This window comes from Micromonospora sp. NPDC048887 (assembly GCF_040649715.1).
Classification (GTDB): domain Bacteria; phylum Actinomycetota; class Actinomycetes; order Mycobacteriales; family Micromonosporaceae; genus Micromonospora.
Window position 1 is genome coordinate 202,712 of the sequence record NZ_JBEZGA010000004.1, and the last position, 25,971, is coordinate 228,682.

The 25,971-nt window shown below is 74.3% G+C and carries 27 protein-coding genes; 13 read left to right on the forward strand and 14 right to left on the reverse strand.

The features are described 5' to 3' along the window. Positions 1–237 precede the first annotated feature (237 nt). Positions 238–936: a class F sortase gene (locus AB0C17_RS08615; protein ID WP_357387138.1), complete on the forward strand. Its 699-nt coding sequence runs from the start codon at positions 238–240 to the stop codon at positions 934–936. Positions 937–1,138: 202 nt separating this feature from the next. On the opposite strand, the gene AB0C17_RS08620 is transcribed toward AB0C17_RS08615, so the two are convergent. The 3 genes from AB0C17_RS08620 to AB0C17_RS08630 all read right to left on the reverse strand — a co-directional run bounded on the left by AB0C17_RS08620 (position 1,139) and on the right by AB0C17_RS08630 (position 3,275). After that, positions 1,139–1,453: an antibiotic biosynthesis monooxygenase gene (locus AB0C17_RS08620; RefSeq protein ID WP_302906002.1), complete on the reverse strand. Its 315-nt coding sequence runs from the start codon at positions 1,451–1,453 to the stop codon at positions 1,139–1,141. 25 nt (positions 1,454–1,478) lie between these two features. After that, positions 1,479–2,276 (reverse strand): exodeoxyribonuclease III, encoded by a 798-nt coding sequence (locus tag AB0C17_RS08625; RefSeq protein WP_357477540.1) that lies wholly within the window; start codon positions 2,274–2,276, stop codon positions 1,479–1,481. Between the two features lie 78 nt (positions 2,277–2,354). Further along, positions 2,355–3,275, reverse strand: a complete 921-nt coding sequence (locus tag AB0C17_RS08630) for a PAC2 family protein (protein ID WP_357386981.1) — start codon at positions 3,273–3,275, stop codon at positions 2,355–2,357. Positions 3,276–3,667: 392 nt separating this feature from the next. Here AB0C17_RS08630 and AB0C17_RS08635 point away from each other — a divergent pair, with 392 nt between their 5' ends. The 3 genes from AB0C17_RS08635 to AB0C17_RS08645 all read left to right on the forward strand — a co-directional run bounded on the left by AB0C17_RS08635 (position 3,668) and on the right by AB0C17_RS08645 (position 5,538). Further along, positions 3,668–4,513, forward strand: coding sequence for a peptidase M23 (locus AB0C17_RS08635; protein WP_357477543.1), 846 nt, complete (start codon positions 3,668–3,670; stop codon positions 4,511–4,513). A 94-nt stretch (positions 4,514–4,607) separates the two neighbouring features. Continuing rightward, complete coding sequence (locus AB0C17_RS08640) at positions 4,608–4,754, forward strand: hypothetical protein (protein WP_357386985.1); 147 nt, start codon at positions 4,608–4,610, stop codon at positions 4,752–4,754. 40 nt (positions 4,755–4,794) lie between these two features. Then, positions 4,795–5,538, forward strand: a complete 744-nt coding sequence (locus AB0C17_RS08645; RefSeq protein ID WP_357477545.1) for an EcsC family protein — start codon at positions 4,795–4,797, stop codon at positions 5,536–5,538. A gap of 47 nt (positions 5,539–5,585) precedes the next feature. Here the strand turns inward: AB0C17_RS08645 and AB0C17_RS08650 are convergent, their stop codons facing one another. Continuing rightward, positions 5,586–6,425: a GDSL-type esterase/lipase family protein gene (locus AB0C17_RS08650; protein WP_357477548.1), complete on the reverse strand. Its 840-nt coding sequence runs from the start codon at positions 6,423–6,425 to the stop codon at positions 5,586–5,588. A gap of 99 nt (positions 6,426–6,524) precedes the next feature. Beyond that, positions 6,525–7,118 carry an antibiotic biosynthesis monooxygenase gene (locus AB0C17_RS08655; RefSeq protein ID WP_357477552.1) on the reverse strand — a complete coding sequence of 198 codons (594 nt, stop codon included), beginning with the start codon at positions 7,116–7,118 and terminating at the stop codon, positions 6,525–6,527. A 163-nt stretch (positions 7,119–7,281) separates the two neighbouring features. Between AB0C17_RS08655 and AB0C17_RS08660 the strand changes: the two genes are divergently transcribed. The 5 genes from AB0C17_RS08660 (at position 7,282) to AB0C17_RS08680 (ending at position 11,896) form a co-directional block, all read left to right on the forward strand. Next, entirely contained in the window at positions 7,282–7,545 is a 264-nt protein-coding gene (locus AB0C17_RS08660; protein ID WP_013285356.1) for a DUF6343 family protein, read from the forward strand. Between the two features lie 12 nt (positions 7,546–7,557). Beyond that, entirely contained in the window at positions 7,558–8,970 is a 1,413-nt protein-coding gene (locus AB0C17_RS08665; protein ID WP_357477555.1) for an NADP-dependent succinic semialdehyde dehydrogenase, read from the forward strand. A gap of 88 nt (positions 8,971–9,058) precedes the next feature. Next, positions 9,059–10,024 carry a TIGR03885 family FMN-dependent LLM class oxidoreductase gene (locus AB0C17_RS08670; protein ID WP_357477558.1) on the forward strand — a complete coding sequence of 322 codons (966 nt, stop codon included), beginning with the start codon at positions 9,059–9,061 and terminating at the stop codon, positions 10,022–10,024. 37 nt (positions 10,025–10,061) lie between these two features. Further along, on the forward strand, positions 10,062–11,642 hold the full coding sequence (locus AB0C17_RS08675; protein WP_357477561.1) for a Na+/H+ antiporter: 1,581 nt from the start codon (positions 10,062–10,064) through the stop codon (positions 11,640–11,642). Further along, a complete protein-coding gene (locus AB0C17_RS08680) occupies positions 11,639–11,896 on the forward strand; it encodes a UBP-type zinc finger domain-containing protein (RefSeq protein WP_357386997.1) in 258 nt (85 codons plus the stop codon). Before AB0C17_RS08675 ends, AB0C17_RS08680 begins: the two co-directional genes overlap by 4 nt. Before the next feature lies 1 nt (position 11,897). On the opposite strand, the gene AB0C17_RS08685 is transcribed toward AB0C17_RS08680, so the two are convergent. Further along, entirely contained in the window at positions 11,898–12,431 is a 534-nt protein-coding gene (locus AB0C17_RS08685; RefSeq protein ID WP_357386999.1) for a GNAT family N-acetyltransferase, read from the reverse strand. A 23-nt stretch (positions 12,432–12,454) separates the two neighbouring features. Next, positions 12,455–12,595 (reverse strand): hypothetical protein, encoded by a 141-nt coding sequence (locus AB0C17_RS08690; protein ID WP_357477564.1) that lies wholly within the window; start codon positions 12,593–12,595, stop codon positions 12,455–12,457. Positions 12,596–13,119: 524 nt separating this feature from the next. Here AB0C17_RS08690 and AB0C17_RS08695 point away from each other — a divergent pair. Then, positions 13,120–14,223, forward strand: coding sequence for a GNAT family N-acetyltransferase (locus AB0C17_RS08695; protein ID WP_357477567.1), 1,104 nt, complete (start codon positions 13,120–13,122; stop codon positions 14,221–14,223). A 12-nt stretch (positions 14,224–14,235) separates the two neighbouring features. Here the strand turns inward: AB0C17_RS08695 and AB0C17_RS08700 are convergent, their stop codons facing one another. Continuing rightward, positions 14,236–14,556 carry a multidrug efflux SMR transporter gene (locus AB0C17_RS08700; protein WP_069089914.1) on the reverse strand — a complete coding sequence of 107 codons (321 nt, stop codon included), beginning with the start codon at positions 14,554–14,556 and terminating at the stop codon, positions 14,236–14,238. A 44-nt stretch (positions 14,557–14,600) separates the two neighbouring features. Next, the gene (locus tag AB0C17_RS08705; RefSeq protein WP_357477570.1) at positions 14,601–17,207 is read right to left on the reverse strand and encodes a glycoside hydrolase family 9 protein; all 2,607 of its coding nucleotides are present in this window, start codon (positions 17,205–17,207) and stop codon (positions 14,601–14,603) included. Between the two features lie 214 nt (positions 17,208–17,421). Here AB0C17_RS08705 and AB0C17_RS08710 point away from each other — a divergent pair, with 214 nt between their 5' ends. Continuing rightward, complete coding sequence (locus AB0C17_RS08710; protein WP_357387007.1) at positions 17,422–18,147, forward strand: protein phosphatase 2C domain-containing protein; 726 nt, start codon at positions 17,422–17,424, stop codon at positions 18,145–18,147. A gap of 6 nt (positions 18,148–18,153) precedes the next feature. Here the strand turns inward: AB0C17_RS08710 and hrpB are convergent, their stop codons facing one another. From hrpB to AB0C17_RS08725, 3 genes are all read right to left on the reverse strand, one after another. Next, positions 18,154–20,724, reverse strand: a complete 2,571-nt coding sequence (hrpB, locus tag AB0C17_RS08715; RefSeq protein WP_357477573.1) for an ATP-dependent helicase HrpB — start codon at positions 20,722–20,724, stop codon at positions 18,154–18,156. Between the two features lie 133 nt (positions 20,725–20,857). Continuing rightward, complete coding sequence (locus AB0C17_RS08720) at positions 20,858–21,679, reverse strand: SigB/SigF/SigG family RNA polymerase sigma factor (RefSeq protein ID WP_357387011.1); 822 nt, start codon at positions 21,677–21,679, stop codon at positions 20,858–20,860. Between the two features lie 177 nt (positions 21,680–21,856). After that, a complete protein-coding gene (locus tag AB0C17_RS08725; RefSeq protein WP_357387013.1) occupies positions 21,857–23,446 on the reverse strand; it encodes a phospholipase D-like domain-containing protein in 1,590 nt (529 codons plus the stop codon). Between the two features lie 141 nt (positions 23,447–23,587). Between AB0C17_RS08725 and AB0C17_RS08730 the strand changes: the two genes are divergently transcribed. Beyond that, positions 23,588–23,713: a hypothetical protein gene (locus AB0C17_RS08730; RefSeq protein WP_013285371.1), complete on the forward strand. Its 126-nt coding sequence runs from the start codon at positions 23,588–23,590 to the stop codon at positions 23,711–23,713. Positions 23,714–23,758: 45 nt separating this feature from the next. Here the strand turns inward: AB0C17_RS08730 and AB0C17_RS08735 are convergent, their stop codons facing one another. Then, complete coding sequence (locus tag AB0C17_RS08735) at positions 23,759–24,745, reverse strand: pirin family protein (protein ID WP_357387015.1); 987 nt, start codon at positions 24,743–24,745, stop codon at positions 23,759–23,761. 11 nt (positions 24,746–24,756) lie between these two features. Further along, entirely contained in the window at positions 24,757–25,239 is a 483-nt protein-coding gene (locus AB0C17_RS08740; RefSeq protein WP_357387017.1) for a MarR family transcriptional regulator, read from the reverse strand. A 103-nt stretch (positions 25,240–25,342) separates the two neighbouring features. Between AB0C17_RS08740 and AB0C17_RS08745 the strand changes: the two genes are divergently transcribed. Continuing rightward, a complete protein-coding gene (locus tag AB0C17_RS08745; protein ID WP_357387019.1) occupies positions 25,343–25,927 on the forward strand; it encodes a DUF1684 domain-containing protein in 585 nt (194 codons plus the stop codon). The last annotated feature ends 44 nt before the right edge of the window (positions 25,928–25,971 follow it).

Consider the following 25,971-nt stretch of genomic DNA (forward strand, 5'->3'; position numbering starts at 1 on the left):
GCCGCGCCCTCGGCCGTCGCGCCTTCGGCCGCCGCGCCCTCGGCTGCCGCGCGCCGGGCCGGCTCGCCGCACCAAGACGGAGCGGACACCTTCACGGGCTCGTCTCGCCCGGCCGGCCGGAGCGGACCGACCGCCGGCACCGGATCGCCGGCCGTGCCGGTCTCCGGGGCGCGGGCGTGGATGCCGCCGCCCGCCGCGTCGCGACCGTGGAGCCCGCCACCGGCTGGGCCGCCGGCCCTGCGCCCACGCCCCGCCGGGCCGCCGCCTGTCGAACCGCCACCGGCGTCGCCAGGCGGACGGGACCGAGGCCGGGGCTCCTGGTCGAAGCCCCTCGCGGTGGTGCTGGTGCTGGTCGGCGTGTTCGCCACCGGGGCCGGCCTGGGCCGCACGGCCGGGCCGTTCGACTTCGCCGACGCGTCCACCGAGTCAGGAGAATCGAGCGTCGCCGCGCCCGCGGTGAGTGCCGCCGCCCCGGTCCGCAAGCCGGCGAGCCGGCCGGTACGCCTGGCGGTGCCGGCCATCAAGGTCAACGCGCCGGTCACCCCGGTCGGGCAGGCGAAGGACGGCTCGGTGGCGGTGCCGCCGCTGACCGAGCACGACCAGACCGGCTGGTACGACAGGGGAGCGGTGCCCGGCGACCCGGGCCGGGCGATCATCGTGGGCCACGTCGACACCAAGAGCGGCCCGGCCGTCTTCTACCGGCTGCGCTCGCTCAAGCCGGGCGCCCGGATCCAGGTGACCCGCGCGGACCGCAGCGTGGTGACCTTCACGGTGGACAGCGTCGAGTACTTCGACAAGGCCAACCTGCCCGCCGCCCGGGTCTACGGCGACTCGGGCCCGGCCGAGCTGCGCCTGATCACGTGCGGCGGCGAGTGGGTCGGCGGCCGGACCGGCTACCAGGACAACGTTATCGTCTTCGCGTCCCTCACCCGCTGACCGCTCCCGCCCGGCACGTCCCGGCCGTGTCGATCATGAGGTTGGCGGCGCAGGTTGCCCGTTTCGTCACCGCCAACCTCATGATCGCCGAGCGGAGACCCGGAGCGCCAGGAACGTGGGAGATCTTGGAAGGAAACGGCCCCTGTGGGGGCCCAAATCTTCCAAGATCTCCAACGGGGCGGGGAAGGTGGGAGGGGGTGGGTCAGGGTTTGGCGGGGACCTGCTGGACCACCTCGAACTCCAGCAGGGTGGCGCCGGTGGCGACGGGCTTGCGGGGTTCGCCGCCCTCGGCGTGCGCGGCCCGGGACGGGCCCTGCGCCCACGCCTGGTACGCCTCCTCGCTCTCCCAGCGGGTGTAGACGAAGTAGCGGGTGTCACCGGCGACCGGGCGCAGCAGCTCGAAGCCGAGGAAGCCGGGGGAGTTCTCCACCGCGCCGGCCCGGGCCGCGAACCGCTTCTCCAGCTCCTCGCCGGCACCGGGCGGGACGTCGATCGCGTTGATCTTCACGACAGCCATGTGTCCACCCTAACCAGCGTCGGGCTCAGAACGTCTCGACGGCCGGTGCCAGGTCGGCGTCGACCACGATCGGGGCGTGGTCGGAGGGGCCCTTGCCCTTGCGGGCCTCCCGGTCCACGTACGCGGAGCGGACCGCGCGGGCGAACGGCGCGCTGGCGTACACCAGGTCGATCCGCATGCCCTTGTTCTGGTGGAACATCCCGGCCCGGTAGTCCCAGTAGGTGAACGGGTGCGGCCCCTTCATCGGTGTCGGCACCACGTCCTGAAGCCCCAGGTCGCGCAGCGCGGCCAGGGCGGCCCGCTCGGCCGGGGTGACGTGGGTGGAGGTGACGAACAGCGCCGGGTCCCAGACGTCGGCGTCGGTGGGCGCGACGTTGAAGTCACCGCAGACGGCCACCGGCAGTGGTCCGGCCACCTCCGGTTCGAGCGCGTCGCGCAGCGCCGCGAACCAGGCCAGCTTGTACGCGTAGTGCGGGTCGTCCGGCGCGCGGCCGTTCGGCACGTACACCGACCAGACCCGCAGCCCGTCGCAGGTGGCCGAGATGGCGCGGGCCTCGGGCTCGGGGAACCCGGGTTCGCCCGGGAAGCCGACTGTCACGTCGGCCAGCCCGACCCGGGACAGCACGGCGACGCCGTTCCACCGCCCGTCGCTGTGGCTGGCCACCTCGTAGCCCAGCTCGCCCACCTCGGCGACCGGGAACGCCCCGTCGGGGCACTTGGTCTCCTGCAGGCACACGACGTCGGGTTTCGTGGTGGCCAGCCAGTCGAGCAGCCGGGGCAGGCGGGCCTTCACCGAGTTGACGTTCCAGGTCGCCAGGCGCATGTCTCCACCCTGCCGCATCCCCGGGGACGCCGCCGCCCGGCCCGCCGAGCGGCCCGCCCCGGGACGGGCGGCGGTCCGCTAGCGCTCCGGGGTGTCGCCCGGGCGGGTCTGCTCGGCCAGGAACCGTTCCAGCTCGGCGCCGAGCTCGTCGGCGGTGGGCAGCGGCCCGGTCTCGCCGGCCAGCAGGTTCTTCTCGCCCCGGCCGCGCGCGAACGCGTCGTACTGCTCCTCCAACGCCTGGACCAGCGTCGCCGCCTCCTCGGTCTGGGTGACCTGACGGTCGATCTCGACCCGGACCGCCTCGGCGGCGGTCCGCAGATCCTCGACGGGCAGGAGCAGTCCGGTGCTGCGGGACACGGCGGACAGCAGCGCCTCGGCGGCGGCCGGATACTCGGCCTGGGCCACGTAGTGCGGCACGTGGGCGGCGAAGCCGAGGGCGTCGCGACCCCGCTCGCCGAGGCGGTACTCCAGCAGGTGACCGACGCTGGCCGGTACCTGCACCTTCTGCAGCCACGGCTCGTGCCCGGCGATCAGCTCCTTGCGGGTGGCGTGCGCGGTGACGCCGCTGGGCCGGGTGTGCGGCACCGCCATCGGGATCGAGTTGAGCCCGACGGTGAGCCGGACGTCGAGGCGGGCGCTGAGCCCGGCGACGGAGGCGACGAAACGCTCCCACTGCAGATCCGGCTCGGGGCCGGTGAGCAGCAGGAACGGGGTCTCGTCGTCGTCGTGCAGCAGGTGCAGCTCCAGCGCCGGGGCGTCGTAGGACTCCCAGTGGTCCTCGACGAACGTCATCACCGGGCGGCGGGAGCGGTAGTCGAAGACCTGGTCGACGTCGAAACGGGCGATCACCCGGGCGTCGAGCGAGGTGAGTAGCTGTTCCCGGGCGAGCCGGGTGGCGTTGCCGGCGTCGACGAAGCCGGTGAGCGCCTGGATCAGCACCGGCTGGCCGAGCTCGGGCAGCTCGTCGGTGAGTTCGTAGAGCTCGTGTGGATCGAGCACCGGTGGGTCCTCCCTGTCGACGCGTACGGGGGAGTGCCGACCGTGCGGCCTCCCCGGTTCGGCCAACGTACCGGGGTGCGTGGTCCATTCCGTTACGGCCACGTCCGATGCCCGGATGATGATCACGATTCGGCTACGCCCCGGTCCGGCGACCGATATCCGGATCGTCCGAACGGACGAGTTAGTCGATCATCGGCCGGGACCGGGAGGTCTGCGACGTTAGTGCCCGGCCCGGTATGCCCACTGTCGCCCGGGTGATTGGCCCGGTTGCCGAGGTCCGTCACCGGCCGACCGGCGCCGGGGCGACATGTCCGTTTTATGCTGGCCAAAGTGTGGCGAGGGCCACTCAATCGGCCTGGGTGATCCCGGTTTGCCCTGCCTAGCCTCGTCGGATGCGTAACGACGGCAACCTCGACGACCCGTTCGGCTCCGGCCGCCCGGCTGACCGTTCGGACGATATCTCCTCCACCAACCGGTCGGCGACGCTCCGGCGGCTCTTCCCACGTACCCGCTTCTGGGCACCGACGAACCCCCGGCCCGGCCGGACGAAGCTCGCGGTCGCCACCGGCGCGGCCTGCTGCCTCGGCCTGGTCGGCGTCAGCCAGGCCGGCTTCGGCGCCCCGGAGCGCGCCGCGAGCCCGGCGCCCTCGGCGGAGGTCGCCGAGCGCGCGGCGGTCGACCCGGCCTCCCGGGCCATGGCCCGCCCGAGCACCGCCCCGGCCACCCCCAGCGCCTCCCCGTCCGCCACGGCGAGCCCGAAGGCGACCGCCAAGCCCAAGCCGAAGAAGACGGTCCGGCAGATCGTCCCGGTCGCCGGCCTCGACCGCACCCAGATGAACAACGCCAAGAAGATCGTGCAGGCCGGCCAGAAGATGGGCATGCCGCGCCGGGCCCTGGTCATCGCGGTGGCGACCGCCATGCAGGAGAGCACCCTGCTCAACTACGCCAGCGGCGTCCTGCCCGAGTCGCAGAGCTACCCGCACCAGGCGATCGGCTGGGACCACGACTCGGTCGGGCTGTTCCAGCAGCGCCCGAGCAGCGGCTGGGGCACCGTCGAGCAGCTGATGGACCCCGAGTACGCGACGAAGGCGTTCCTGTCCGCGCTGGCGGAGATCCCCGGCTGGCAGAACCTGCCGCTCTCGGTGGCCGCGCAGGCGGTGCAGATCTCGGCGTTCCCGGACGCGTACGCCCAGCACGAGTGGCGGGCCGGCGAGGTGGTGGCCGAGATCCTGGGCTGACCCGGACGGGGGTTGCCGAAGGGGCGATTCGGGTATCACGGGGCTTGCCGGTCCCAGGTACACATGAAGGGGACCGCGGGACGGGAGGACCCTCATGTCACTGATGCAACGGATCACCGCCTTCCTGCGGTCGCCGCGGGGCCAGCAGCTGGTCGAGCGCGGCCGGCGTGAGATGTCCAAGCCGGAGAACCAGGCCCGGCTGCGGCAGATCGCGACCCGGCTCCAGTCGCGCCGGCGCTGACCCGCGTCGCCCCCGCCGCACGAGCCCTCCGGAGCCCTTCGTGACCGACCCCGCCCCCGTCGACGGGGAGCCCAACGCCGTCCCCACCGCCCCCGTCCCGCCGGTGGAGGCGCCCGAGGCGCCACCGGCCAAGCTGTGGGACCGGATGCGGGCGGACCCGCAGTACGCGCCGGAGCACCTGGCCCTGGAAGCGGTACGCCGGCTCGGCCCGGAGGCCGCGCAGTGGGCCGCCCGGGAGCGGGCGCTGCGGCCCGACACGCCACCGGAGCAGCTCGCCGACCAGGCGGTACGCAAGTTCGTCAACCACGCCCGGCTCTCCGGCGCGGTGTCCGGCGCGGCCGGGCTGCCCGGCGCGGTGATCGACGTGGGCGTGCTGGCCTGGACCCAGGCCCGGCTGGTGCTGCACGTCGCGGCCGCCTACGGCGCCGACCCGGCGGACCCCGAGCGGGCCACCGACCTGCTGGTGCTCCAGCGGGTGCACAAGGCCGCCCAGACCGCCCGCCTGGCGCTCGGCGTGGCCGCCGGCCGGGAACGGGCCGGCGCGCTGTTCGGCGCCGCCGGTGACCGGGCGCTGGGCCGGGTGATGCTCCAGCTCGGCGTCCGGCTGGCCCGGATGGCCGGGGTACGCGCCGCCAAGCGGATGTTCGCCAAGATCGTGCCCGGCGCCGCCATCGTGCTCGGCACCTGGGCCAACTCGTCGGCGACGAAGGAGCTGGCCGACCGCACGCGCGCCCTCTACCGCGCCGCCGGCCACCAGCAGCTACCCGGCCCGCGCCGGCCCTGACCCGCCGCGCGCCGGCCGACCCGCCCCGGGCGGCCGGTGCCGGCCGGTCAGCTCGCCCAGCCGGAGGCGTTCCAGGCCACCTCCGCCAGCCGGCCCTGCCCGGCCGCGTTCGGGTGGAACCAGTCCAGCGCGTTCACCTGCTCCAGCGTGAAGCGGTGGCGGTGCATCGCGCCGCCGTCGAAGCGGCAGCGCGAACCGTACGCCCGGCAGGCGGCACGGAGTTGCCCGTCGTACGCCTCGATCCGGTCCCTGACGCGGGCCCGGCGGGCCGCCGCGGCGGGCGCGCTCGACGTGGCGTCGGCCAGCAGCGCCGGGCAGACGCCCCGCGACCAGGCCCGCACCGCGCGGGGCTCGGTGTGCCCGATCTGCCAGAGCCGGTACAGGTCCGGGATGCTCGTCACCAGCACCCGGGCCTTCGGCCGGCCCTCGCGCAGCACCGCCAGCGCCGCGTCCACCTGGTCGCGGAAGGTCGCCACCGCAGTCATGTCGTCGACGTCGCCCCGGCAGGCGTCGTTCGCCCCGATCAGCACGGTGACCAGGTCGGCCTTGTCGCGTACCGCCGACCGGGCCTGGCCGCTCAGCGCCGTCGCGCGGGCCCCGGGCGTCGCCCGGTTGTACGCCCGCAGCCCCGGCACGTCGGCGCGCAGCCGCCGGTAGACGCTCTCCACCCGCAGGCCGTCCCCGGTCGACCAGGAGTTGCGTTCGCAGCTCACCAGCACCAGGCAGGAGCCGTAGCCGGTGGTCACCGAGTCGCCGAGCGCGGTCAGCACCCGGGGCTCGCCGGGGCGGGGCGTGCCGGAGGGCCGGGGAGACGCCTCGCCGGCGCCGTCACAGGCGAGCGCGACCAGCGCCGCCAGGCAGGCCAGCGCGGCGATCCAGCGTCTCATCGGTCCCCCGTCCGGCGGCGGCAACGGGCGCGTCGACCCTATGCCCCGGCGGTGGCCCGGCGACGGTTCTGTCGGCTATCGGGCATCGACCACCGTCGTTCACATCTGCCGTGTCGGCGCTGGCCGGCCGTGCAGCCACCGGTGCAACGCCCGGGTGATCCGGGGCAGCACCAGGTAGGTCATCAGCGGCGTGAGCACGAGCGTCACGAGCAGCGTCCGGCCGGCCAGCGGCACGCCGGACAGGAACCTCGTGGTCAGCAGCGTGGCGGCCAGGCTGAGCGGGAAGAACGCCAGCCAGATCGTGACGGCCTGCTTCCAGCGCGGCGGCGCGGCCGGCTCCGGCTCGCCGAACGTCTCGACCACGTGGTCCACCGGCGGTTCGAACCACCCCTCGATGCCGGTCCGCCGCTCCACCCGCGTGTGCTCGACGATGCCCTGCGCGGAGCTGAGCCACCAGCGCCGCTGCGGCGACTCCTCCCAGTCGCGCAGCGTGTCCGCGTCGGCGAACCGGTACATCACGTGCCACTCGCCCGAGCCGGGGGCGCTGCGGACGAAACCGGCGCCGAGGAAGCCCGGGAAGCCCTCCGCCAGCGCCGTCCCGGCCCGCATCCACGCCACCACCTCGTGGGTACGCGCCGGGTCAGCGCGCCGGGACACGGCGACGGTCACGGGTACGGCCTGAGTCGTGGTCATGCCATCCTCTCCACCGGCCCGCGGGATCTCCGCCGGAACCGGCAGACCGATGTAACGCACCCGTCCACCGGGCGCATCCGGCGGCCACCCGCCGGGTGTCCCGGATCACCGGCGTTCCCCCGCCCGCCGGTTATCCCCGCCCGAGCCGGGGTAGGCGACAGGAATGACCCGATCACAGCCCCGTCGCGCCCGTGGCACGGTCGGCCACGCGAACAGCGCCCTGAACCTGCGGCTCGCGCTCGCCACGTTCGGTCTGGTCGTGATGACCGTCTTCGCGGTGCTCGCGTTCGCCGCCGACATCGCCTGGCTGGGTGTCGTCTGCGCGCTGCTCGCCGTGGTGGCGGTGGTCGACCTGGTCGTGATCCAGCGCCGCCGCGCCGCGCGCCGCCGGGAGGAGCCGGGCGTGCGGCACTCGCTGTTCGAGTGACAGGAGTACGAGATGCCCATCGCCACCACCAATCCCGCCACCGGACAGGTGCTCAAGACGTACGAGGCGATGTCGGACGAGCAGATCGACGCCGCGATCGAGCGGGCTGACCTCGCCTTCCGGCAGTTGCGGGACACCACCATCGCGCAACGGGCCCGCTGGCTCCTCGCCGCCGCCGACCTGCTCGACGCCGAGCGCGACGAGACGGCCCGCCTGATGACCACCGAGATGGGCAAGACGTACGCGGCGGCGAAGGCCGAGGTCACCAAGTGCGCCGCCGCCTGCCGCTTCTACGCCGAGCACGCACCCCGGATGCTCGCCGACGAGCCGGCCGACGCCGCCGCGGTCAAGGCGAAGCGGGCGTACGTGCGCTACCAGCCGATCGGCCCGGTGCTGGCGGTGATGCCGTGGAACTTCCCGCTGTGGCAGGTGATGCGGTTCGCCGCCCCGGCCCTGATGGCGGGCAACACCGGCCTGCTCAAGCACGCCTCGAACGTGCCGCAGACCGCGCTCTACCTGGAGGACCTGTTCCGCCGGGCCGGGTTCCCCGAGGGCGCGTTCACCACGCTGCTGGTCGGCTCCGACGCGGTCGACCGGATCCTCAGCGACCCCCGCGTCCGCGCCGCCACGCTCACCGGCAGTGAACCGGCCGGCCGGTCCATCGCCCAGATCGCCGGCCGGGAGATCAAGAAGACGGTGCTGGAGCTGGGCGGCAGCGACCCGTTCGTGGTGATGCCCTCGGCTGACCTGGACACCGCCGCCGAGGTCGCCACCACCGCCCGCTGCCAGAACAACGGGCAGTCCTGCATCGCCGCGAAGCGGTTCATCGTGCACACCGACGTGTTCGACGCGTTCGCCGAGAAGTTCGCCGCCCGGATGGCGGCGCTGCGCGTCGGCGACCCGATGGACGACGGCACCGACGTCGGCCCGCTCGCCAGTGAGCGCGGTCGCGACGAGGTGCACGCCCAGGTCACCGACGCGGTGGACCAGGGCGCGACGGTGCTCTGCGGCGGTGAGAAGCCGGCCGGGGACGGCTGGTACTACCCGCCGACTGTGGTCACCGACCTGCGCCCGGAGATGCGCATGTGGAGCGAGGAGGTGTTTGGGCCGGTCGCCGGGCTCTACCGGGTCGGCTCGTACGACGAGGCGATCGAGGTCGCCAACGGCACCAGCTTCGGCCTCGGCTCCAACGCCTGGACCAGCGACCCGGCCGAGCAGGAGCGCTTCGCCGTCGACCTGGACGCCGGCAACGTTTTCATCAACGGCATGACCACGTCCTATCCGGAGCTGCCGTTCGGCGGCGTGAAGAACTCCGGGTACGGCCGCGAGCTGTCCGCCGCCGGCATGCGCGAGTTCTGCAACACCAAGACCGTCTGGATCGGCGAGGGCGAGGCAGGAGCGGGCGCGGGCGCGCACTCCGAGTGAGGTGTTAAGCGGGGGCCCTTCCTCGACCTGAGGCGTTAAGAAGGGGCCCCTGCTTACATCCGGACCGGGGTGGGTAGGAGTGGCGACCATGACGGCGTTCGGCTTCCACGCATCCCACGAGCAGATCCATCCGGCCCGGCTGCTGGAGGCGGTGATCCACGCCGAGCGCGCCGGCTTCGACGCGGCCATGTGCTCCGACCACTTCTCGCCGTGGAGCGAACGGCAGGGGCAGTCCGGGTTCGCCTGGTCGTGGCTCGGGTCCGCGCTCCAGGCCACGAACCTGTCCTTCGGCGTGGTGAACGCGCCCGGCCAGCGCTACCACCCGGCGATCATCGCGCAGGCCATCGGCACGCTCGGCGCCATGTACCCGGGCCGGTTCTGGGCCGCCCTGGGCACCGGCGAGGCGGCGAACGAGCACATCACCGGCGAGGTCTGGCCGCGCAAGGACGTGCGCTCCGCACGGCTGCGTGAGTGCGTCGACGTGATCCGGGCGCTGCTCGCAGGCGACGAGGTCAGCCACGACGGGCTCGTCACAGTGGACCGGGCGAGGCTGTGGACCCGGCCGGAGGAGCCGCCCGCGCTCGTCGGCGCCGCCGTCAGCGTCGCCACCGCGCGCTGGTGCGCCGAGTGGGCGGACGGGCTGATCACCGTCAACGCGCCGGTCGAGCACCTGCGGCAGATGATCGACGCCTACCGGGACGCGGGCGGGCGCGGCCCGCTGCACCTCCAGGTGCACGTGAGCTGGGCGCCCGAGCAGGCCGAGGCCGAGGCGATCGCGTACGAGCAGTGGCGCAGCAACGTGTTCGCCCCGCCGGTCTGCTGGGACCTGGAGACCCCCGAGCACTTCGACGTGGCGAGCGCCGACGTGCCGATGTCCAAGGTCGCCGAGACCGTGAACGTCTCCGCCGACCTGGGCCGGCACATCGGCTGGCTGGAGGAGTACGTGGCGCTGGGCTTCGACCAGATCGCCCTGCACCACGTCGGGCAGGAGCAGCGCGCGTTCATCGACACGTTCGGCGCCGAGGTGCTGCCGAAGCTGCGCTCCGCCGCCTGATCCCACAACGGCCCGCCGCCGCATAGGCTCGACGGTCGTGGATGCACTGTTCGAGGTCGTGGTCTTCCTGGCCATCGCGACCTTCGGCGCGGCGCTGGCCCGCCGGCTCGGCCTGCTGGCACCGATCCTGCTGGTGGTGCTCGGCCTCGCCTTGTCCTTCCTGCCGTTCTTCCCGCACGTGCGGCTGGACCCGGACCTGGTGCTGGTGGGCATCCTGCCGCCGCTGCTCTACGTGGCGGCGCTGGAGACGTCCGTACCGGCGTTCCGGCTCAACCTGCGGCCGATCCTGCTGCTCGCCGTCGGGCTGGTTGTCTTCACCGCGTTCGTGGTGGGCACCGTCGTGCACTGGTTCCTGCCCGAGCTGCCGTACGCGATCTGCCTGGCGCTCGGCGCGGTGGTGGCGCCGCCGGACGCGGTCGCCGCCACCGCGGTGGCCCGCCGGGTCGGACTGCCCCGCCGGGTCGTCACCATCCTGGAGGGCGAGAGCCTGGTGAACGACGCCACCGCGCTGGTGCTGCTGCGGGTGGCGATCGTCGCCGCGACAGCCACCACCGGCGGCGTCGGCGTCGGCGCGGTGGCCCGGGAGGTGGTCGTCGCGGCCGGTGGCGGCATCCTGGTCGGTCTGCTGGGCGTGGTGGTCTTCGGCTACCTGCACAAGCGCATCACCGACCCGGTTCTGGACAACGCGCTGTCGCTGATCGTGCCGTTCGCCGTGGTCTTCGCCGCCGAGGAGATCCACGCCTCCGGTGTGGTCGCCGTGGTGGTGACCGGCCTCGGCATCGGGCACCGGCTGCCCACGCTGCTGTCGGCCGCCTCCCGCCTCCAGGTGACCGCGTTCTGGCGGCTCATCCGGTTCCTGCTGGAAGGGCTGGTGTTCCTGCTGGTCGGCCTGCAACTGCCGGAGGTGGTACGCGACCTCGACGAGCCGATCGGCTCGCTGGCCGCGATCACCGCCGGGGTGCTGGCCGCGGTCTTCCTGTCCCGGTTCGCCTGGGTGTTCCCGGCCACCTACCTGGCCCGCCTCGTGCCCCGGATCCGCCGGCGCGACCCGGCGCCGCCGGTGCAGTTTCCCGTCGTCGTCGGCTGGGCCGGCATGCGGGGCGTGGTGACGCTGGCAGCCGCGCTGGGCCTGCCGCTCACCCTCGCCGGCGACACGCCGTACCCGCGTGCGCTGCTCATCTGGCTGGCCTTCGCGGTGATCGTCGCGACGCTGGTCGGCCAGGGCGCCACGCTGCCCTGGCTGGCCCGGCGGCTGCGGCTGCCCCCGGACGACCCGGTGCAGGACGCGCTGTCCGCCGCCGGGGTGCAGCAACGGGCCAGCCGGGCCGCCCGGGAACGCCTCGACGAGCTGGCCGCCGGCGCGCCGGAGGCGGTGGTGGAACGCCTGCGCGGGCTGACCACCTCCCGCGCCAACCTGGCCTGGGAACGGCTCGGCGGCACGGAACGGGAGACCCCGTCCCAGGCGTACGCCCGCCTGCGGCAGGAGATGATCGACGCCGAGCGGGAGGTGTTCCGGGCTGCCCGCGACTCCGGCCGGATCCCGGAGGAGGTGCTCACCCGCGCCTATCGTGACCTGGATCTGGAGGAGTCCCTGCTGCGACAGGAGGTCGTTGAATGAGTTGCGAGCACCTGGCCGAGGCCGGTACGGCCGAACCCGGCACCACCACCGAGTGCCCCGACTGCGTGGCGATCGGCAACCCGGACTGGGTGCACCTGCGCGCCTGCCTGACCTGCGGGCACGTGGGCTGCTGCGACTCGTCGCCGTACCAGCACGCCACGAAGCACTTCGAGTCGAGCGGGCACCCGGTGATGCGGTCGGTCCAGCCAGGGGAGTCGTGGCGTTGGTGCTTCGTGGACGAGGAGATCGGCTGACTCAGCCGACCCGGCGCTCCAGCACCTGCCCGGTCCACGTCGGGCGGCCCGGCCGCTCCACGGTGAACGGTTCGGTGGCGGTGAACCCGCAGCTCTCGTAGAACCGCACGAGCGCCCGGTCGGGGCTGCGGAAGCAGTCCACCCGCAGCAGGCCGACACCGCGCTCGCGGGCCAGCTCCGCCGCGTACTCCAGCAACCGCGCCCCGACCCCGCGCCCCGCGTACGCCCGGTCGGTGACCAGCAGGTTCACGTACAGCTCAGGCCCGGTGGCCGGCGGCACATACTCGGTGGCCGCACCCACCACGAGCGCGCCCACCACAGTCGCGTCGATCTCGGCGAGGTACAGCCCGTCCCCGGCGGCCCACGCGTCGGCCTGGGCGATGCGACGCGGGTCGATCGACGCCGGCTCGCTGCCCCACTGGTCGGTACGCCCGAGTTCCGTCAGCCAGGCGGTGGCGCTGTCGAGCAGCCGCAGCAGCGTGGGGGCGTCGCCGGGTCCACCCGGGCGGATCGTGATGCTCTGCCGGTCGGTCATCCCGCCATGCTGCTACACCGCGCTCAGCCGGGCACGCCGGCGGGTCGCCTCGCGGGCGCGGCCCGGCTCGCCACCGCGCGGCGGGTCAGCGCCGGGGCGGTCAGCCCGGCGGCGGCGAAGATCCCGCCGAGCACCAGCCAGCCGACCGGACCGCCGCCGAGCACCAGCAGCGTGAGCAGGCCCCGGCCGAGCGCCTGGGCCAGCCCGGCGACCAGGCCGTCCGCGCCCTGGTACGCCCCGATCGCCCCGGGCGGGGCCAGGTCGTAGGCGATCCCACCTGTCGGCCAGCCCGCCCAGCGGCACGCTCGCGCTCAGCCCGATCAGCCCGGCGACGGGTGAGCCCGGCACCCACCGAGGTCGCGGAGAGCCCCACGTCCCGGGTCAGGTAGAGCGCCCCGCCCGCCAGCCACAGCCCTGCGCCGACGGTGTTGGCCAGCGTGGCGTACGCGTGCGTGCGCAGCGGCCCGGGCGGCGGGAGCGGCGAGACGCGCCCGTCAGCGGGGTCCGGCGAGGGCCATGGGGTCGACGCTAGGACTGTTCCGGTCGGCCCGGAGCCCCGCTCGGGGCGACGCCTGTCACACCGCGAGCCCAGCGGGGCGTCGCCGGCGCTGGTCGCCGCCGGAACACCCGGAGCACGACACGGGAAATCCGCTCGCCCGCCGGTCCCCGCTCTGCCAGGGTCGGCGCCGTGGAGCGCAGCAGGATCGCCCGGGCCGACGAGTTGACCGAGGTGCAGCGGATCGAGGTGGCCTCCGGTGCCCCGTTCCGGGAGATCGGCATGACCCTGGTGGCCGACATGCCGCCGCTGCCGGTGGAGGCGCTGGCCGCCGGGCAGCGCGCCGGCCGGCTGTGGGTGGCGACCGACCCGGCCGACCGGCCGATCGCGTTCGTGCTGGCCGACGTGGTCGACGGCGCGGCGCACGTGCAGCAGCTCAGCGTCGACCCGGCGTACGCGCGGCGTGGCATCGGGCGGCGTCTGCTCGACCGGGTGGCGGGGTGGGCGTCGTCGCAGGGGTTGCCGGCGTTGACGCTGACCACGTTCCGCTCGGTGCCGTGGAACGGGCCCTACTACGTGCGGTGCGGATTCCGCGAGCTGCGCGGGACGGAGCTGACCGCGGGCCTGATCGAGCTGCTGGCCGCCGAGGCGGCACTGGGCCTCGACCCGGCCGAGCGGATCGCGATGCGCCGCCCCGTCCCCCGCACGGGGGCCGGGAGCGGTCAACCGGTCGACCGGGACCGCGTCCCGTGCCACGATCGCGCGGTGTCCGCCCCCGTGAACACCCTGCTGCGCCGGCAGTTCGACCTGACCTGGGCGCTCGCCGAGTACCACCTCGACCGGCTGGAGCCGGCGGACTTCCTCTGGGAGCCGGGCGGACTCTGCTGGACCATGCGTCCCGGCCCGGACGGCGGGTGGCGTCCCGACTGGGCCGACACCGAGCCGGACCCGGTCCCGGTGCCCACGATCGCGTGGCTGAGCTGGCACATCGGCTGGTGGTGGTCGGTCGCCGCCGACCACGTGCGGCAGCGACCGGCGCGGGAACGCGACGACATCCGGTGGCCCGGGCCGGGCGACGACACGGTCGCCTGGCTGCGGGAGCTGCGGGCGGAGTGGACGGACGTGCTGGACGGGCTGACCGCGGCCGACCTGGATCGGCCGGCCGCGTACCCCTGGCCCGCCGACGCGGGGCTCACCGTCGCGCACCTCGCCGGCTGGGTGAACGCCGAGCTGATGAAGAACGTGGCCGAGATCGGGCAGCTCCGGCTGCTGCGGGCGGCGGGGCGGCCGGCCTGAGCCGGGCCGTGCTCAGTGCGCGCCGCCGAGGTTGAGCACCACCACCCCGGCGATGACCAGCCCAGCCCCGACCACCTTCGCCACGCTCAGCGGCTCACCCAGGAACGCCGCGCCGATCGCCATGATGGCGGCGGTGCCGAGGCCGGACCAGACCGCGTACGCGACGCCGACCGGGATGTCCTTCACGGCCAGCGAGAGCAGCCCGAACGCGGACAGGTACGCCACGGCGAGGCCGAGCGTCGGCCAGAGGCGGGTGAAGCCGTCGGTGGCCTTGAGCAGACTGGTGCCGATCACCTCGGCGGTGATCGCGCCGAGCAGGAACAGGTACGCCATCGCAGGACCGTACCCGGTCCTGCGATGGCGCCCGATCCGCCCGGTCAGGAGACCGTGCAGGCCTTTCCGTTCAGCGTGACCAGCCCGGGGTCGGGATTGGGGCCGGGGGAGGAGACGCCGTTGAAGCCGAACGTGGTGCTGGCGCCGGGCGCCAGTTTCGCGTTCCACGACAGGTTCTTCGCGGTGACGGTGGCGCCGCTCTGGCCGACCTGCGCCGACCACGACTGGCTCACCTTCTGGCCGCTGAGGAAGGCCCAGCGCAGGGTCCAGCCGTTCACCGCCTTCGTGCCGGTGTTGCGCACCGTCACCTGGGTGGTGAAGCCGGACGGCCAGCTCCCGTGGGTGGTGTAGGTGACCGCGCAGGACGGCGCCGGCACCGCGCCGGCGTCACCCTGGTCGGCCAGGAACGACGCCAGCCAGGCCAGCGCCGAGTTCCAGTTGATCGCCACCTCGTTCGTCGCGTACGAGTTGATGTCGTCGACGTAGCAGAACATCGGCGCGCATCCGGCGAGCAGGTTCGCCGCGAACGGGTCCTGGAGCGCGGCGTTCGGGCCACCGGCGAGCGAACCGGCCGGCGGGCGCGGCAGGTCCGGGTTCAACTGGTGGGCGAAGATGCGGCTGTGCTGGTTGCGGGCGTGCTGCTCGCCCCAGCCGGTCACGTACGACATGTTCAGCGCGTTGCGGCCGAACAGGTAGTCGGCGGCCTGCACCGCGCCGTCGCGGTACTTCGCGTCCCGGCTCAGGTCGAACGCGGTGGCCAGCACGATCGCGTTGTTCACCAGGTTGCTGTTGCTGCCCCAGACGTACGCGTCGGCGCTGCCCGGGAACGGCAGCCCGTACGCCTGGCCGGCGATGGTGGCCAGGTAGCTGTCGGCGGCGGCGGTGATGGACTCGCGGATGCGGGTCTTCTCGGCGGCGGGCAGCGTGTTCGGCACGGTGGCCAGGTCCAGGCGGCCCAGCGCGGCGACGCTCTGCCAGCCGAACGCGCCGTTCGCGGCGAACACGTCGGCGGTGTGCAGCGGCGAGCCGGTGACGTCGGCCAGGTATGCCTTGTCGCCGGTGGTCAGCCACAGCTCGACCGCGGCCCAGTAGAACTCGTCGCTGACGTTCGTGTCGTCGTACGCGCCGCCGCCGGTGCCGTCGGTGGCCGAGGCGTAGATCGCCGGGTGCTCCTTGGCTGCCGCGTACGCGGTCTTCGCAGCGGTGCCGCAGCGCGCGGCGAAGGTGGCGTCGTACGGGGCGTACAGGCGCTGGCACTGCGCCGCGACGGCGGCGAGGTTCAGCGTGGCGGCGGTGGACGGCGCGTGCAGCTCGCGCGGCTGCGGGTCGTCCTGGGGCTGCAGCGGCAGGCCGGTCCAGTTCCGGTCGTGGATCTTGTGGTGGACCATCCCGGCCAGTGGCTTGCCGGTCGGGACCTGCATGCGGAGCAGGAACTCCAGCTCCCAGCGCGCCTCGTCGAGCACGTCCGGCACGTCGTTGCCGCGCTCGGGCACCCGCAGCGTGGCGTCGCCCAGGGCGGCGCCGCCGTCGGCGGTCTCGGCGGTCTTGGTCCGCTCGAAGGTGCTCAGCAGCTGGTAGGCGGCGATGCCGCCGTTGACGACGTACTTGCCGTGGTCACCCGCGTCGTACCAGCCGCCGCGCACGTCCAGCGAGTAGTCGCAGACGCCGGCCTGGCACGGCACGTTCGTGTCGCCCTGGTTCGGCGCGACGTCCAGGTGGCCGGCGGGGCGGGCGTACTCCTCGCCGATCAGGTCGCCGTCGATCTCGATGCCGCTGCGCTGGGCGTAGAAGAACTGCAGCGAGTCGGCGCGCAGCCGGTCGTAGAGCGCGCCGGAGATGTCGAACGGGTGGCTGGTCTCGCCGTCCACTGTGAGCGTGTAGCCGGTGCCCGGCGTGCGGTACGCGGAGAAGTCGACAGTCTGCACGTTCTGCGCCGAGGCGGCGTCGGTGCCGCGCGGAGCGGTCTGCCCGCTGGCGACCACCGAGCCGGCGGCCGACTTGAGCTGCCAGGGCAGCGCCTCGGTGGCCTCGGTGACCACAGTGGCGTGCTTCGGGCCGCCGGGCAGGTAGCCGACCTGGTTGACCCGGACCCGCGGACCGGTGTCCGGCTCGTACGGCGGCGCCGGCTCCCCGCCGCGCAGCGACACGTTGTCCAGGCAGAACGTCTGCGCCTGGGCGCTGCCGCCGACCTGGAAGATCAGCTGGGCGGTGGGGTTGTCGGCCGGCGAGGTGAAGGTGGTGGTGACGTGCTTCGCGGTGCCGGTGGCGGTCGCGTCGACGCTCGCGTACGTGGTGTAGGGGGCGCTGCCGAGCTGGAGCACCGCCTTGACGGCCGCGCCCGGGGTGGCGGAGACGTCGAAGGAGAGTTCGTACTCGGCGCCCTGGGTCAGCGGCACCGCGTCCTGGCCGATGCCGGCGTCCCACGGGTTGGCGGTGCCGGCGGCGACTGAGGTGCAGAGCCGGCCGTCGACGACAGCGAGGTCGCCGGTGCCGTACGAGAACCAGGGTGAGACACCGGCGCTGAAGTCGCCGTTGCGTAGTTGTTCGGGGGCGTCCGGCGGCACCTCGGCGCTCGCCGGGCCGGCGGTGAGGCCGGTGAGCGCCAGCGTGGTAGCCGCGATCGCGGCGAGCCGACGACGGGATCGGGTCACGGAGGTTCCTTCCGTGCTCGGGGGTGGTGGGGGAGACCGGGAACTGGGAGCGCTCCCAATATCAGCCCGATGTTTCCACCGCGTTCCGTCGCTGTCAATCGATCCGGCCCGATGAGCTGCCGCGCGCCCGCGCGCGGCGGGATTCCGCGCGCCACGTACGATGTCAGTGATCTCCTAGAGACATCCGAGCCCTAGACCTGGCAGGCTGCGACCCATGACCCTGAAGCTTCGTTCCGTCGGAGCGAGCGACCGTGGGCTGATCCGCAGCGGCAACCAGGACGCGCAGCACGCCGGCGCCTGGCTGGTGGCGGTCGCCGACGGCATGGGCGGCATGGCGGCGGGCGACCTGGCCAGCCGCATCGCCATCGACGCGATCGCCCCGCTGGACGTGGAGACGCCGGAGGACGCGCTCGTCGCCGCGCTCCAGGGCGGGATCGAGGTGGCCACCGCGCGGATCCGCCAGGCCGTCGAGGAGGATCCGGAACGCCAGGGCATGGGCACCACGCTCACCGCGTTGCTGTTCGCCCGCACCGGCAGCTGCCTGGCGGTGGCGCACGTCGGCGACTCCCGGGCCTACCTGTACCGCGAGGGCGTGCTCAAGCAGGTCACCCGCGACGACACGTTCGTGCAGATGCTCGTCGACCAGGGCGTCATCACCGCCGAGCAGGCCAGCAGCCACCCCCGGCGGGCAGTGGTGACCCAGGCGTTGCAGGGCGACGAGGTCTCCCCGTCGTACGCCACGATGGTGCCCCGGGCCGGTGACCGCTGGCTGCTGTGCAGCGACGGCCTCTCCAACGTGGTCCGCGCGGACACGCTCACCGAGGTGCTCAGCGAGCAGCCGGAACGCGACGCCTGCGCGGCCCGGCTGATCGACCTGGCGCTGCGGGCCGGCGGCCCGGACAACATCACCGTCGTGATCGCCGACGTGGTCGAGGAGTAGCAGCCCTCACCGCCGGCGCGGGCTGGCCCGGCGGGTCGGCTCGGCGGTGGTCGGGTCCTCCGGCCACGGATGGCGCGGGTAGCGTCCGCGCAGCTCCGCCCGTACCTGCGGGTATCCGGTGCGCCAGAACGACGCCAGGTCGGCGGTGACCGCCACCGGCCGTCCGGCGGGGGAGAGCAGGTGCAGCAGCACCGGCACCCGCCCGTCGGCGACGCGTGGCACGTCCCGCCAGCCGAACGTCTCCTGGAGCTTCACCGCCAACACCGGGGCGGCCGGATCGGCGTAGTCGACCCGGATCCGCGAGCCGCTGGGCACCGCGAGCCGCTCCGGGGCCAGCTCGTCCAGCCGCGCCGCCTGCCGCCAGTCCAGCAGCCGCCGCAGCGCCGTCGCCACGTCCGCCCGGCCGAGGTCGGCCCGGCGGTGGGCGCGGGCCAGCTCCGGGCCGAGCCAGACGGGCGCGCCGGCGAGCAGCGCCGCGTCGGTGACGTCCGGCCAGTCGTCGCCGAGCGCCTGGCGGCAGAACGCCAGCCGCTGGCGCAGCCCGGTTGCCTCCGGCGTCCAGCGCAGCAGGCCCGTCCCCTCCTGCCGCAGCCCGTCCAGCAGCGCCGCCGCGACCAGCTCCGGCTCCGGCGCGGTCAGCGGCCGGTCGACCAGTTCGACGGCACCGAGCCGCACCACCTCCCGGGCCACCACGTCCCCGCCGGACCAGGTCACCTCCCGTCCGGAGCGCAGCAGCGCCGTACCGGCCTCCCGGGCGGTCGCCTCGTCGATCGGCGCGGCCAGCCGCACCCGGGCGGACGGCGCGCCGGGGGAACGGTCGGCCACCGCGACGGCCAGCCACGCCGCTCCGGCCAGCCCCGACCCGGGCGCCAGCTCCGCGGCGGTCCCGCCGGCCATCAGGTACGCGGACCCGCCCGGCCGCCGTGCCCGGGCCAGCCGTTCCGGGTACGCCAGCCCGGCGAGCAGCCCCGCGGCCAGATCGTCGGGCAGGCGCTCCCGCTCGTCGCCGGCCGACGGTTCGCCGCTCCCGCTGCGGTGCGGCGTCGATCCGGCCGGGGTGCCGGCGGGGTTCCGGTCGGCGGGCAGGGCGGCGCGCAGGCGGCGTACCTCGGTGCGCCAGCGCGCGGTGGCGCCCGGATCGGTGCCGTCGCGCAGCCGGCGCCAGCGTGCGGGCAGGTCGTCTCCCGTCCCGCCCAGCGTGTCCTCGCCGAGGATCGCCACCACCTGGGCGGCCCGGTCGGCACCGACCCGGGGCGCGCCGTCCAGCAGCGCCCGCGCCAGCCGGGGATGCGTGCCCGCCGCCGCGACCGCCCGTCCCCGCGCGGTGATCCGGCCGTCGTGGTCCACCGCGCCGAGCGTGGTCAGCGTCTCCCGCGCCACCGTGAGCGCGGCCGGCGGCGGTGGGTCGGGCAGCGCCAGCCCGGTGCCGTCCGGTGTGCCCCAGGCCGCCAGCTCCAGCGCGAACCCGGTCAGGTCGGCGGTGGCGATCTCCGGTTCGGGCTGCGGGGCGAGCCGCTCGTGCGCCGCCTCCGACCAGCAGCGGTAGACAGCGCCGGGCGCCTCCCGTCCGGCCCGGCCGGCGCGCTGGGTGGCCCCGGCCCGCGACACCGGCACCGTCACCAGCGCGCCCAGCCCTCGGGCCAGGTCGGTGCGGGGCACCCGGCTCAGTCCGGCGTCCACCACCACCCGGACGCCGGGGACGGTCAGGCTGCTCTCCGCCACCGCCGTCGCGAGCACCACGCGCCGTCCGGCAGCAGGGGTGAGCGCCGCGTCCTGGGCGGGCCCGGGCAGCCGTCCGTGCAACGGCAGCACCGCGATGTCGCGGAGATCGGCCAGGCGGCGCGCGACGGCGCCGATCTCACCGGCGCCGGGCAGGAAGACGAGCACGTCACCGTCGCGTTCACGTAGCGCCCGGCGGACCGTGGCGGCCACGTGGTCGAGCAGTGCCGGGTCGACCCGGCCGGCGCCGGGCGGCGTCACCGGGCGCGGTGGCGGCGCCCACACCCGCTCGACCGGGTGCAGCGCCGCCTCGGCGCGTACCACGGGAGCGGGGTCGCCGGCGCCGAGCAGCGCGGCGAACCGGTCGGTCTGCGGGGTGGCCGACATCGCCAGCAGCCACAGGTCGGGGCGCAGCGTCGCCCGGGCCTCGACGCTGAACGCCAGCGCCAGGTCGGCGTCGAGGTGCCGTTCGTGGCACTCGTCGAGCAGCACCGCGGCCACGCCCGGCAGCTCCGGGTCGTGGTGCAGGCGGCGGACCAGCAGGCCGGTGGTGACCACCTCCACCCGGGTACGCGGCCCGGTCCGGCGCTCACCGCGCACCGCGTACCCGATCCGGTCGCCGACCCGCTCGCCGAGCAGGGCGGCCATCCGGTGCGCGGCGGCGCGGGCGGCCACCCGCCGGGGCTGGGCGATCACCACGCGGCCGGTGACCGCGTCGGCGACCGCGAGCGGCGCGGTGGTGGTCTTGCCGGTGCCCGGCGGCGCCACCAGGACTGCGGCGCCCCGCTCGCGCAGCGCGTCGACGAGCACCGGCAGGACCGGGCGGACCGGCAGGTCGAGCGGGATGTCGGCGAGCACTGACCCACTCTCGCACCGCACCGCTGGACGGTCCGCGCTGCCCCCGGGAACGCGGAACGGCCCGGCCGGCGCACCGCCGACCGGGCCGGGTGGCCGCGACGCCGGGTCCGCCGACCCGGCCGCCGCCCCCTTGCTAGTACGTTCCGTCGAGCTGACCGCGCAGCTTGGTCAGCGCCCGGGCCAGCAGGCGGGACACGTGCATCTGCGAGACGCCGATCTGCTCGGCGATCTGCGACTGGGTCAGGTTGCCGTAGAAGCGCAGCGTGAGGATCTTCTGCTCGCGCTGGTCGAGCGTGGCGAGCGCCGGGCCGAGGGCGACCCGCATCTCGGCCAGCTCGAACTCGCCGTCCTCGCCGCCGAGCAGGTCGCCCAGCTCGGTGGCCCGCTCGCCGTCGCCGGTCGGGGTGGACAGCGACACCGCGTTGTAGGCGCGAGCGCCCTCCAGGCCCTCCAGGACCTCTTCCTCGGTGAGCTTGAGGTGGGCGGCGATGTCGGCGACAGTCGGCGAGCGGCCGAGCGTCTGGAGCAGCGTGCTGTTGGCGTCGGAGATCGCCAGCCGCAGCTCCTGGAGCCGGCGGGGCACCCGGATGTCCCAGGTGCGGTCGCGGAAGTGGCGCTTCAGCTCCCCGATGATGGTCGGGATGGCGTAGCCGGCGAAGTCGACGCCGCGCGACGGGTCGAACTTGTCGATCGCCTTGATCAGGCCGATGGCGGCGGTCTGCGCCAGGTCGTCGTTGGGTTCGCCCCGGCCGCTGTAGCGGTGGGCCAGGTGGTTCGCCAGCGGCAGCCACGCCTCGATGGCGCGGTCGCGCAGCGCGGGCCGGGACGGGTGGTCGGCGGGCAGCGCGGCCATCGCGGCGAGCAGGTCGGCGGCGCTGTCGGTGAGCGAGCGGGGGTCGAGCTTCGCGGAGCCGGCCGGCGTGGTCGCCGGGGCGCTCGTCGTGGGAGCGGTCATGGGTGGTCCTCCCTGCACCTCGTCCACGGAAGAAAAAAGACGTGACGCTTAGGTTTAGGTGTTGGTCCTACGTTTGGAAGCCACCATAGCCCGATCGTCCTGCGGAAATCTAGCCGAAAGTACGATGTACTTAAGGTGTAGGCGGGTGTGAACGGTGTGAAGCGGTTGATTCGGGTCTCACCAGGTACCGGCTCGCCGGGCCCGCAGCGGCCTGCCGTCCGGGTCGTAGACCAGCCGGTACGCGGGCAGCGCCCAGAGCCGCGTACGCCAGGGCAACCGCTCCGGGTGGTGCGGCCGCAACCGGCCCGGCGGGCGGGGACCGACGCGCCCGCCGGCGTGCCAGCGCTCCAGTTCCTCCGCCGTCGTGGTGATCGCCGCCACCGCGTCCGCCGGGTCCAGCAGGTCGTCGTCCTGCCCGCCGCCGGGATCGCGGTCCAGGTGCTCGCGCCACAGCCACAGCCGCAGGTCGCGGGCGAACACCCGGGCACCGTCGCCCAGCCCGGCCGGGTCGGCCGGCGTGCGGGTGTCGCGGGTGTCGTCGAGGACGGCGCAGGACAGCTCGCTGTCGTGCGTCCAGGACCGGCGGTTGAAGTTGTCGCTGCCCACGCTGGCCCAGACGTCGTCCACCACGCAGACCTTGGCGTGCACGTAGACCGGCGTGCCCTCGCGGTTCTCCACGTCGAAGACGTGCACCCGTTCCGGCGCGGCCCGGTGGCACAGCGACAGCGCCTGTTCCCGGCCCACCATGTTCGGCGGCAGCGCGAGCCGGCCGTCCACGTCCGGGTGCCGGGGCACGACCGCCACCAGGTGCAGGTCCGGGTGCTCCCGTAGCGCCTGCGCGAACAGCTCGGCCACCTCGGTCGACCAGAGGTACTGGTCCTCCAGGTAGATCAGTCGCCGGGCCCGGCGTACCGCCTTTGTGTAGCCGCGGGCCACCGTGCGCTCACCGTCCGGGGCGAATGAGTAGCGGGGCCGCACCGCCGGGTAGGTGCGCAGCACCTGCACGTGGTGCGGCCCGCACGGCGGCGGGTCGGCGGGCTGCGCGGGCAGCGGGTCCGGGCGCAGGTCGGAGCCGCGCAGCCGGTCCCGCAGGTACGCCGTCGGGTTCTCCGAGTCCAGCGGCATCGGGTCGGTCCACCGTTCCCGGAACGTGGTGTCCAGCGCGCCGACCACCGGCCCGCGCACCGCGAGCTGCACGTCGTGCCAGGGCGGCGTGGGGCCGTACCGGGGGGACATGCCGACAGGTTGCGGGTCGCCCGCGTGGTCGGCGTCGTCGCGGCGGCTGTGGCACAGGTCGATGCCGCCGGCAAAGGCGACGTCGCGACTCGGGTCGCCGGGGCGGCGCAGCACCACCAGCTTCTGGTGGTGCGAGCCGCCGCGCCGGACCCGCTGGTCGAGCAACACCTCGCCGCCGGCCGCGCGGATCGCCTCGCTGAGGTCGCGGTTCTCCGCCTCGCTGTAGGAGAGCGTGTCGAGGTGGGAGCGCCAGATCAGGCCCTTGACGATCACCCCGCGCTGGGCGGCCTGGGCGAACAGCTGCGCCACAGTCGGGCCGTCCGGGCGCATCCGCTCGTCCGGGTCGCCACGCCAGTCGGTGAAGAACAGGTGGTCGCCCGCCGACAACGACTCCACCTCGCTGACCAGGCGGTCAAAGTACGCGGCACCGTGAATCAGTGGCTCGGCGAGGTTTCCATCGGTCCAGGCGGGTAACTCAGACCTCGGGTTGGCGCGTTCCTGTGCGGTGAGGAACCAGTCCCGCAGAGTCACGTTCCACCCCCCGAGGTCGACGACGTCCTCACACGGTAGGACCCCCGGCAGGGCCCCGCACGTCGAGCAGCAGGTCGGCGTCGGCGCCGCGCGCCAGGGGTGCGCCGGACCCCTGGATCGCGACACCGAGGAGGCACCGACATGCCCGCCGAGACGACGAACACCGTGACCGACCGCGACCAGGCGGTGGAGGGGGAGCGGGGTGCGCTGGTGGCGGTCCTGTTGATGGTGATCCTCGGAGTGGCCGGGATCTTCGCCGTCTCCTGAGGCCGCCGCCGGGGCGCCCCGGCGAACCGGGGCGCCCGGAGCGGGTCAGGGCCGGTCGCCCTGGCCGTCGCTGTGCGGCACCCGCCCGGTCGGGATCACCCCGAGCCGGCCGGCCTGGAAGTCCTCGACCGCCTGGATCAGCTCGGCCCGGGTGTTCATCACGAACGGGCCGTAGTGCGCCACCGGCTCGCGGATCGGCTGGCCGCCCATCAGATAGAGCTCCAGCGCCGGGGTGTTGGAGTCCTGCGTCGGGTCGGCGGTGATCCGCAGCGCCTCGCCCGGCCCGTGCACGGCGAGCTGGCCGAGGTGGATCGGCCGACGGTCGGTGCCGACAGTGCCACGGCCGGCAAGCACGTACACCAGCGCGTTGAAGTCCGACCGCCACGGCAGGCTCAGCTCGGCGCCGGGCTGCAACGTGACGTGCGCGATGGTGATCGGCGTGTGCGTCGAGCCCGGGCCCCGGTGCCCGGCGACCTCCCCGGCGATGACCCGGATCAGGCCACCGCCGTCGGGCGTGGTCAGCAGCGCCGACTCCCGGCCGCGGATGTCCTGGTAGCGGGGCGCGCTCATCTTGGCCACCCGGGGAAGGTTGACCCAGAGCTGGAGGCCGTGGAACAGCCCGCCGCTCATCACCAGGTGCTCCGGCGGCGCCTCGATGTGCAGAAGACCACTACCTGCCGTCATCCACTGGGTGTCGCCGTCGGTGATGGTGCCGCCGCCACCTGTCGAGTCCTGGTGGTCCATGATCCCGTCGATCATGTAGGTCACCGTCTCGAAGCCGCGGTGCGGGTGCCAGGAGGTGCCCTTCGGCTCGCCCGGCGCGTAGTCGACCTCGCCCATCTGGTCGAGGTGGATGAACGGGTCCAGCTCGGTCATCGGCACGCCGGCGAAGGCCCGGCGGACCGGGAAACCCTCGCCCTCGTACCCGCTGGGGGCGGTGGTGACCCGGCGGACCGAGCGGTATTCGGTGGCCTCGCCGAGCTTCGGCAGGCGGGGCAGGACGAGGACGTCGTCGACGGTGATCGCGGGCATCGCGGGGCTCCTTACTTGTCGGCCGGGGTGGACGACGCGGTGCGGTCGGCGCGCAGGCGCCGGCCGAGCCGCTCGAAGACCCGGGTGAGGCAGGCGACCTCGGCGTCGTCGAGGTCGTCGATCAGGTGGGCGCGCACGGAGCGCAGGTGGTGCGGCGCGGCCTCGCGCAGGGCGAGCAGGCCGGCGGCGGTGAGGACGGCCTCGCTGCCGCGCCGGTCCGCCGGGCACGCCTCCTTCGCCACCAGGCCGCGCTTCTGCATCGTGGTGATCTGGTAGGTCAGCCGGCTCGGTGAGAACACCAGCCGGTCGGCCAGCTCACCCATGCGCAGCCGCTGGCCGGGCACCTCGGAGAGCAGCACCAGCACGTGGTAGTCGGCGAAGCTCAGGTCGCTGTCGGCGCGCAGGTCGTCCTCGAGCCGCGTGAACAGCCGCTGGCTCGACTCGATGTACGCACGCCAGCAGGCGATCCGCTCCGCGTCCAGGCTCTCCGTCATGGCTCCGAGAGTAGCACTATTTAAAATTTAAACAAGCGCCTCTGCCGCATGCGGCATCGTGCCTGATGCCGCCCTTCTTGAAAACTGAAGATAGGGTCGGGGGATGGACGATCTCGACCTGCTCGACTGGCGGGAGCGGGTGGCCCGGCTCTATCTGTCCGGCCTCGACCTGGCTGGGTTCCGGGCCGCGCGCGACGAGCTGTTCCGCACCCACCCCAGCAGCCCGGTGCCGCCCGCCGACCGGCCCGGCTTCACCGGGCTGCGCTGGTACCCGCCCGACCCGTCGGCAGTGGTCGAGGCGCCGCTGCGCGCCGCCTCCGGCGAGCTGCGCATCGACACCGGCGGCCCGGACGGGGTGGTCGCGTACCGGCGGGTCGCGGTCGCCGAGACGCCGTGGGGACCGCTGACGCTGTGGTGGATCGAGGCGTACGGGGGCGGGCTGTTCCTGCCGCTGCGCGACGGCACCTGCGGCGACGGCTCGTACGGCGGTGGCCGGTACCTCACCGACACGGTGAAGGGCACGTTCGGGCGGGGCCTGACCGTGCTGCCCGGCGGCCGGGTCCGGCTGGACGCCAACTATCTCTACAACCCGAGCTGCGCCTACGACGACAGGTGGGCGTGCCCGCTGGCCCCGCCGGAGAACCGGGTGGACGTGTCGCTGCGGGCGGGCGAGCGGGCGTACCACTGACGCGACGAGGGAGGACCCCGGCGGGGCCCTCCCTCGATGTCGCG

Coding starts and splice junctions, on each gene's coding strand:
- AB0C17_RS08680 (WP_357386997.1), top strand. CDS start 11,639: ATGAGTTGCGAGCACCTGGCCGAGGCCGGTACGGCCGAACCCGGCACC.
- AB0C17_RS08720 (WP_357387011.1), bottom strand. CDS start 21,679: ATGACCGCTCCCACGACGAGCGCCCCGGCGACCACGCCGGCCGGCTCC.
- AB0C17_RS08735 (WP_357387015.1), bottom strand. CDS start 24,745: ATGCCCGCGATCACCGTCGACGACGTCCTCGTCCTGCCCCGCCTGCCG.
- AB0C17_RS08685 (WP_357386999.1), bottom strand. CDS start 12,431: ATGACCGACCGGCAGAGCATCACGATCCGCCCGGGTGGACCCGGCGAC.
- AB0C17_RS08745 (WP_357387019.1), top strand. CDS start 25,343: ATGGACGATCTCGACCTGCTCGACTGGCGGGAGCGGGTGGCCCGGCTC.
- AB0C17_RS08650 (WP_357477548.1), bottom strand. CDS start 6,425: ATGAGACGCTGGATCGCCGCGCTGGCCTGCCTGGCGGCGCTGGTCGCG.
- AB0C17_RS08620 (WP_302906002.1), bottom strand. CDS start 1,453: ATGGCTGTCGTGAAGATCAACGCGATCGACGTCCCGCCCGGTGCCGGC.
- AB0C17_RS08640 (WP_357386985.1), top strand. CDS start 4,608: ATGTCACTGATGCAACGGATCACCGCCTTCCTGCGGTCGCCGCGGGGC.
- AB0C17_RS08635 (WP_357477543.1), top strand. CDS start 3,668: ATGCGTAACGACGGCAACCTCGACGACCCGTTCGGCTCCGGCCGCCCG.
- AB0C17_RS08700 (WP_069089914.1), bottom strand. CDS start 14,556: ATGGCGTACCTGTTCCTGCTCGGCGCGATCACCGCCGAGGTGATCGGC.
- AB0C17_RS08660 (WP_013285356.1), top strand. CDS start 7,282: ATGACCCGATCACAGCCCCGTCGCGCCCGTGGCACGGTCGGCCACGCG.
- AB0C17_RS08730 (WP_013285371.1), top strand. CDS start 23,588: ATGCCCGCCGAGACGACGAACACCGTGACCGACCGCGACCAGGCGGTG.
- AB0C17_RS08740 (WP_357387017.1), bottom strand. CDS start 25,239: ATGACGGAGAGCCTGGACGCGGAGCGGATCGCCTGCTGGCGTGCGTAC.
- AB0C17_RS08665 (WP_357477555.1), top strand. CDS start 7,558: ATGCCCATCGCCACCACCAATCCCGCCACCGGACAGGTGCTCAAGACG.
- AB0C17_RS08655 (WP_357477552.1), bottom strand. CDS start 7,118: ATGACCACGACTCAGGCCGTACCCGTGACCGTCGCCGTGTCCCGGCGC.
- AB0C17_RS08710 (WP_357387007.1), top strand. CDS start 17,422: ATGACCCTGAAGCTTCGTTCCGTCGGAGCGAGCGACCGTGGGCTGATC.
- AB0C17_RS08670 (WP_357477558.1), top strand. CDS start 9,059: ATGACGGCGTTCGGCTTCCACGCATCCCACGAGCAGATCCATCCGGCC.
- AB0C17_RS08625 (WP_357477540.1), bottom strand. CDS start 2,276: ATGCGCCTGGCGACCTGGAACGTCAACTCGGTGAAGGCCCGCCTGCCC.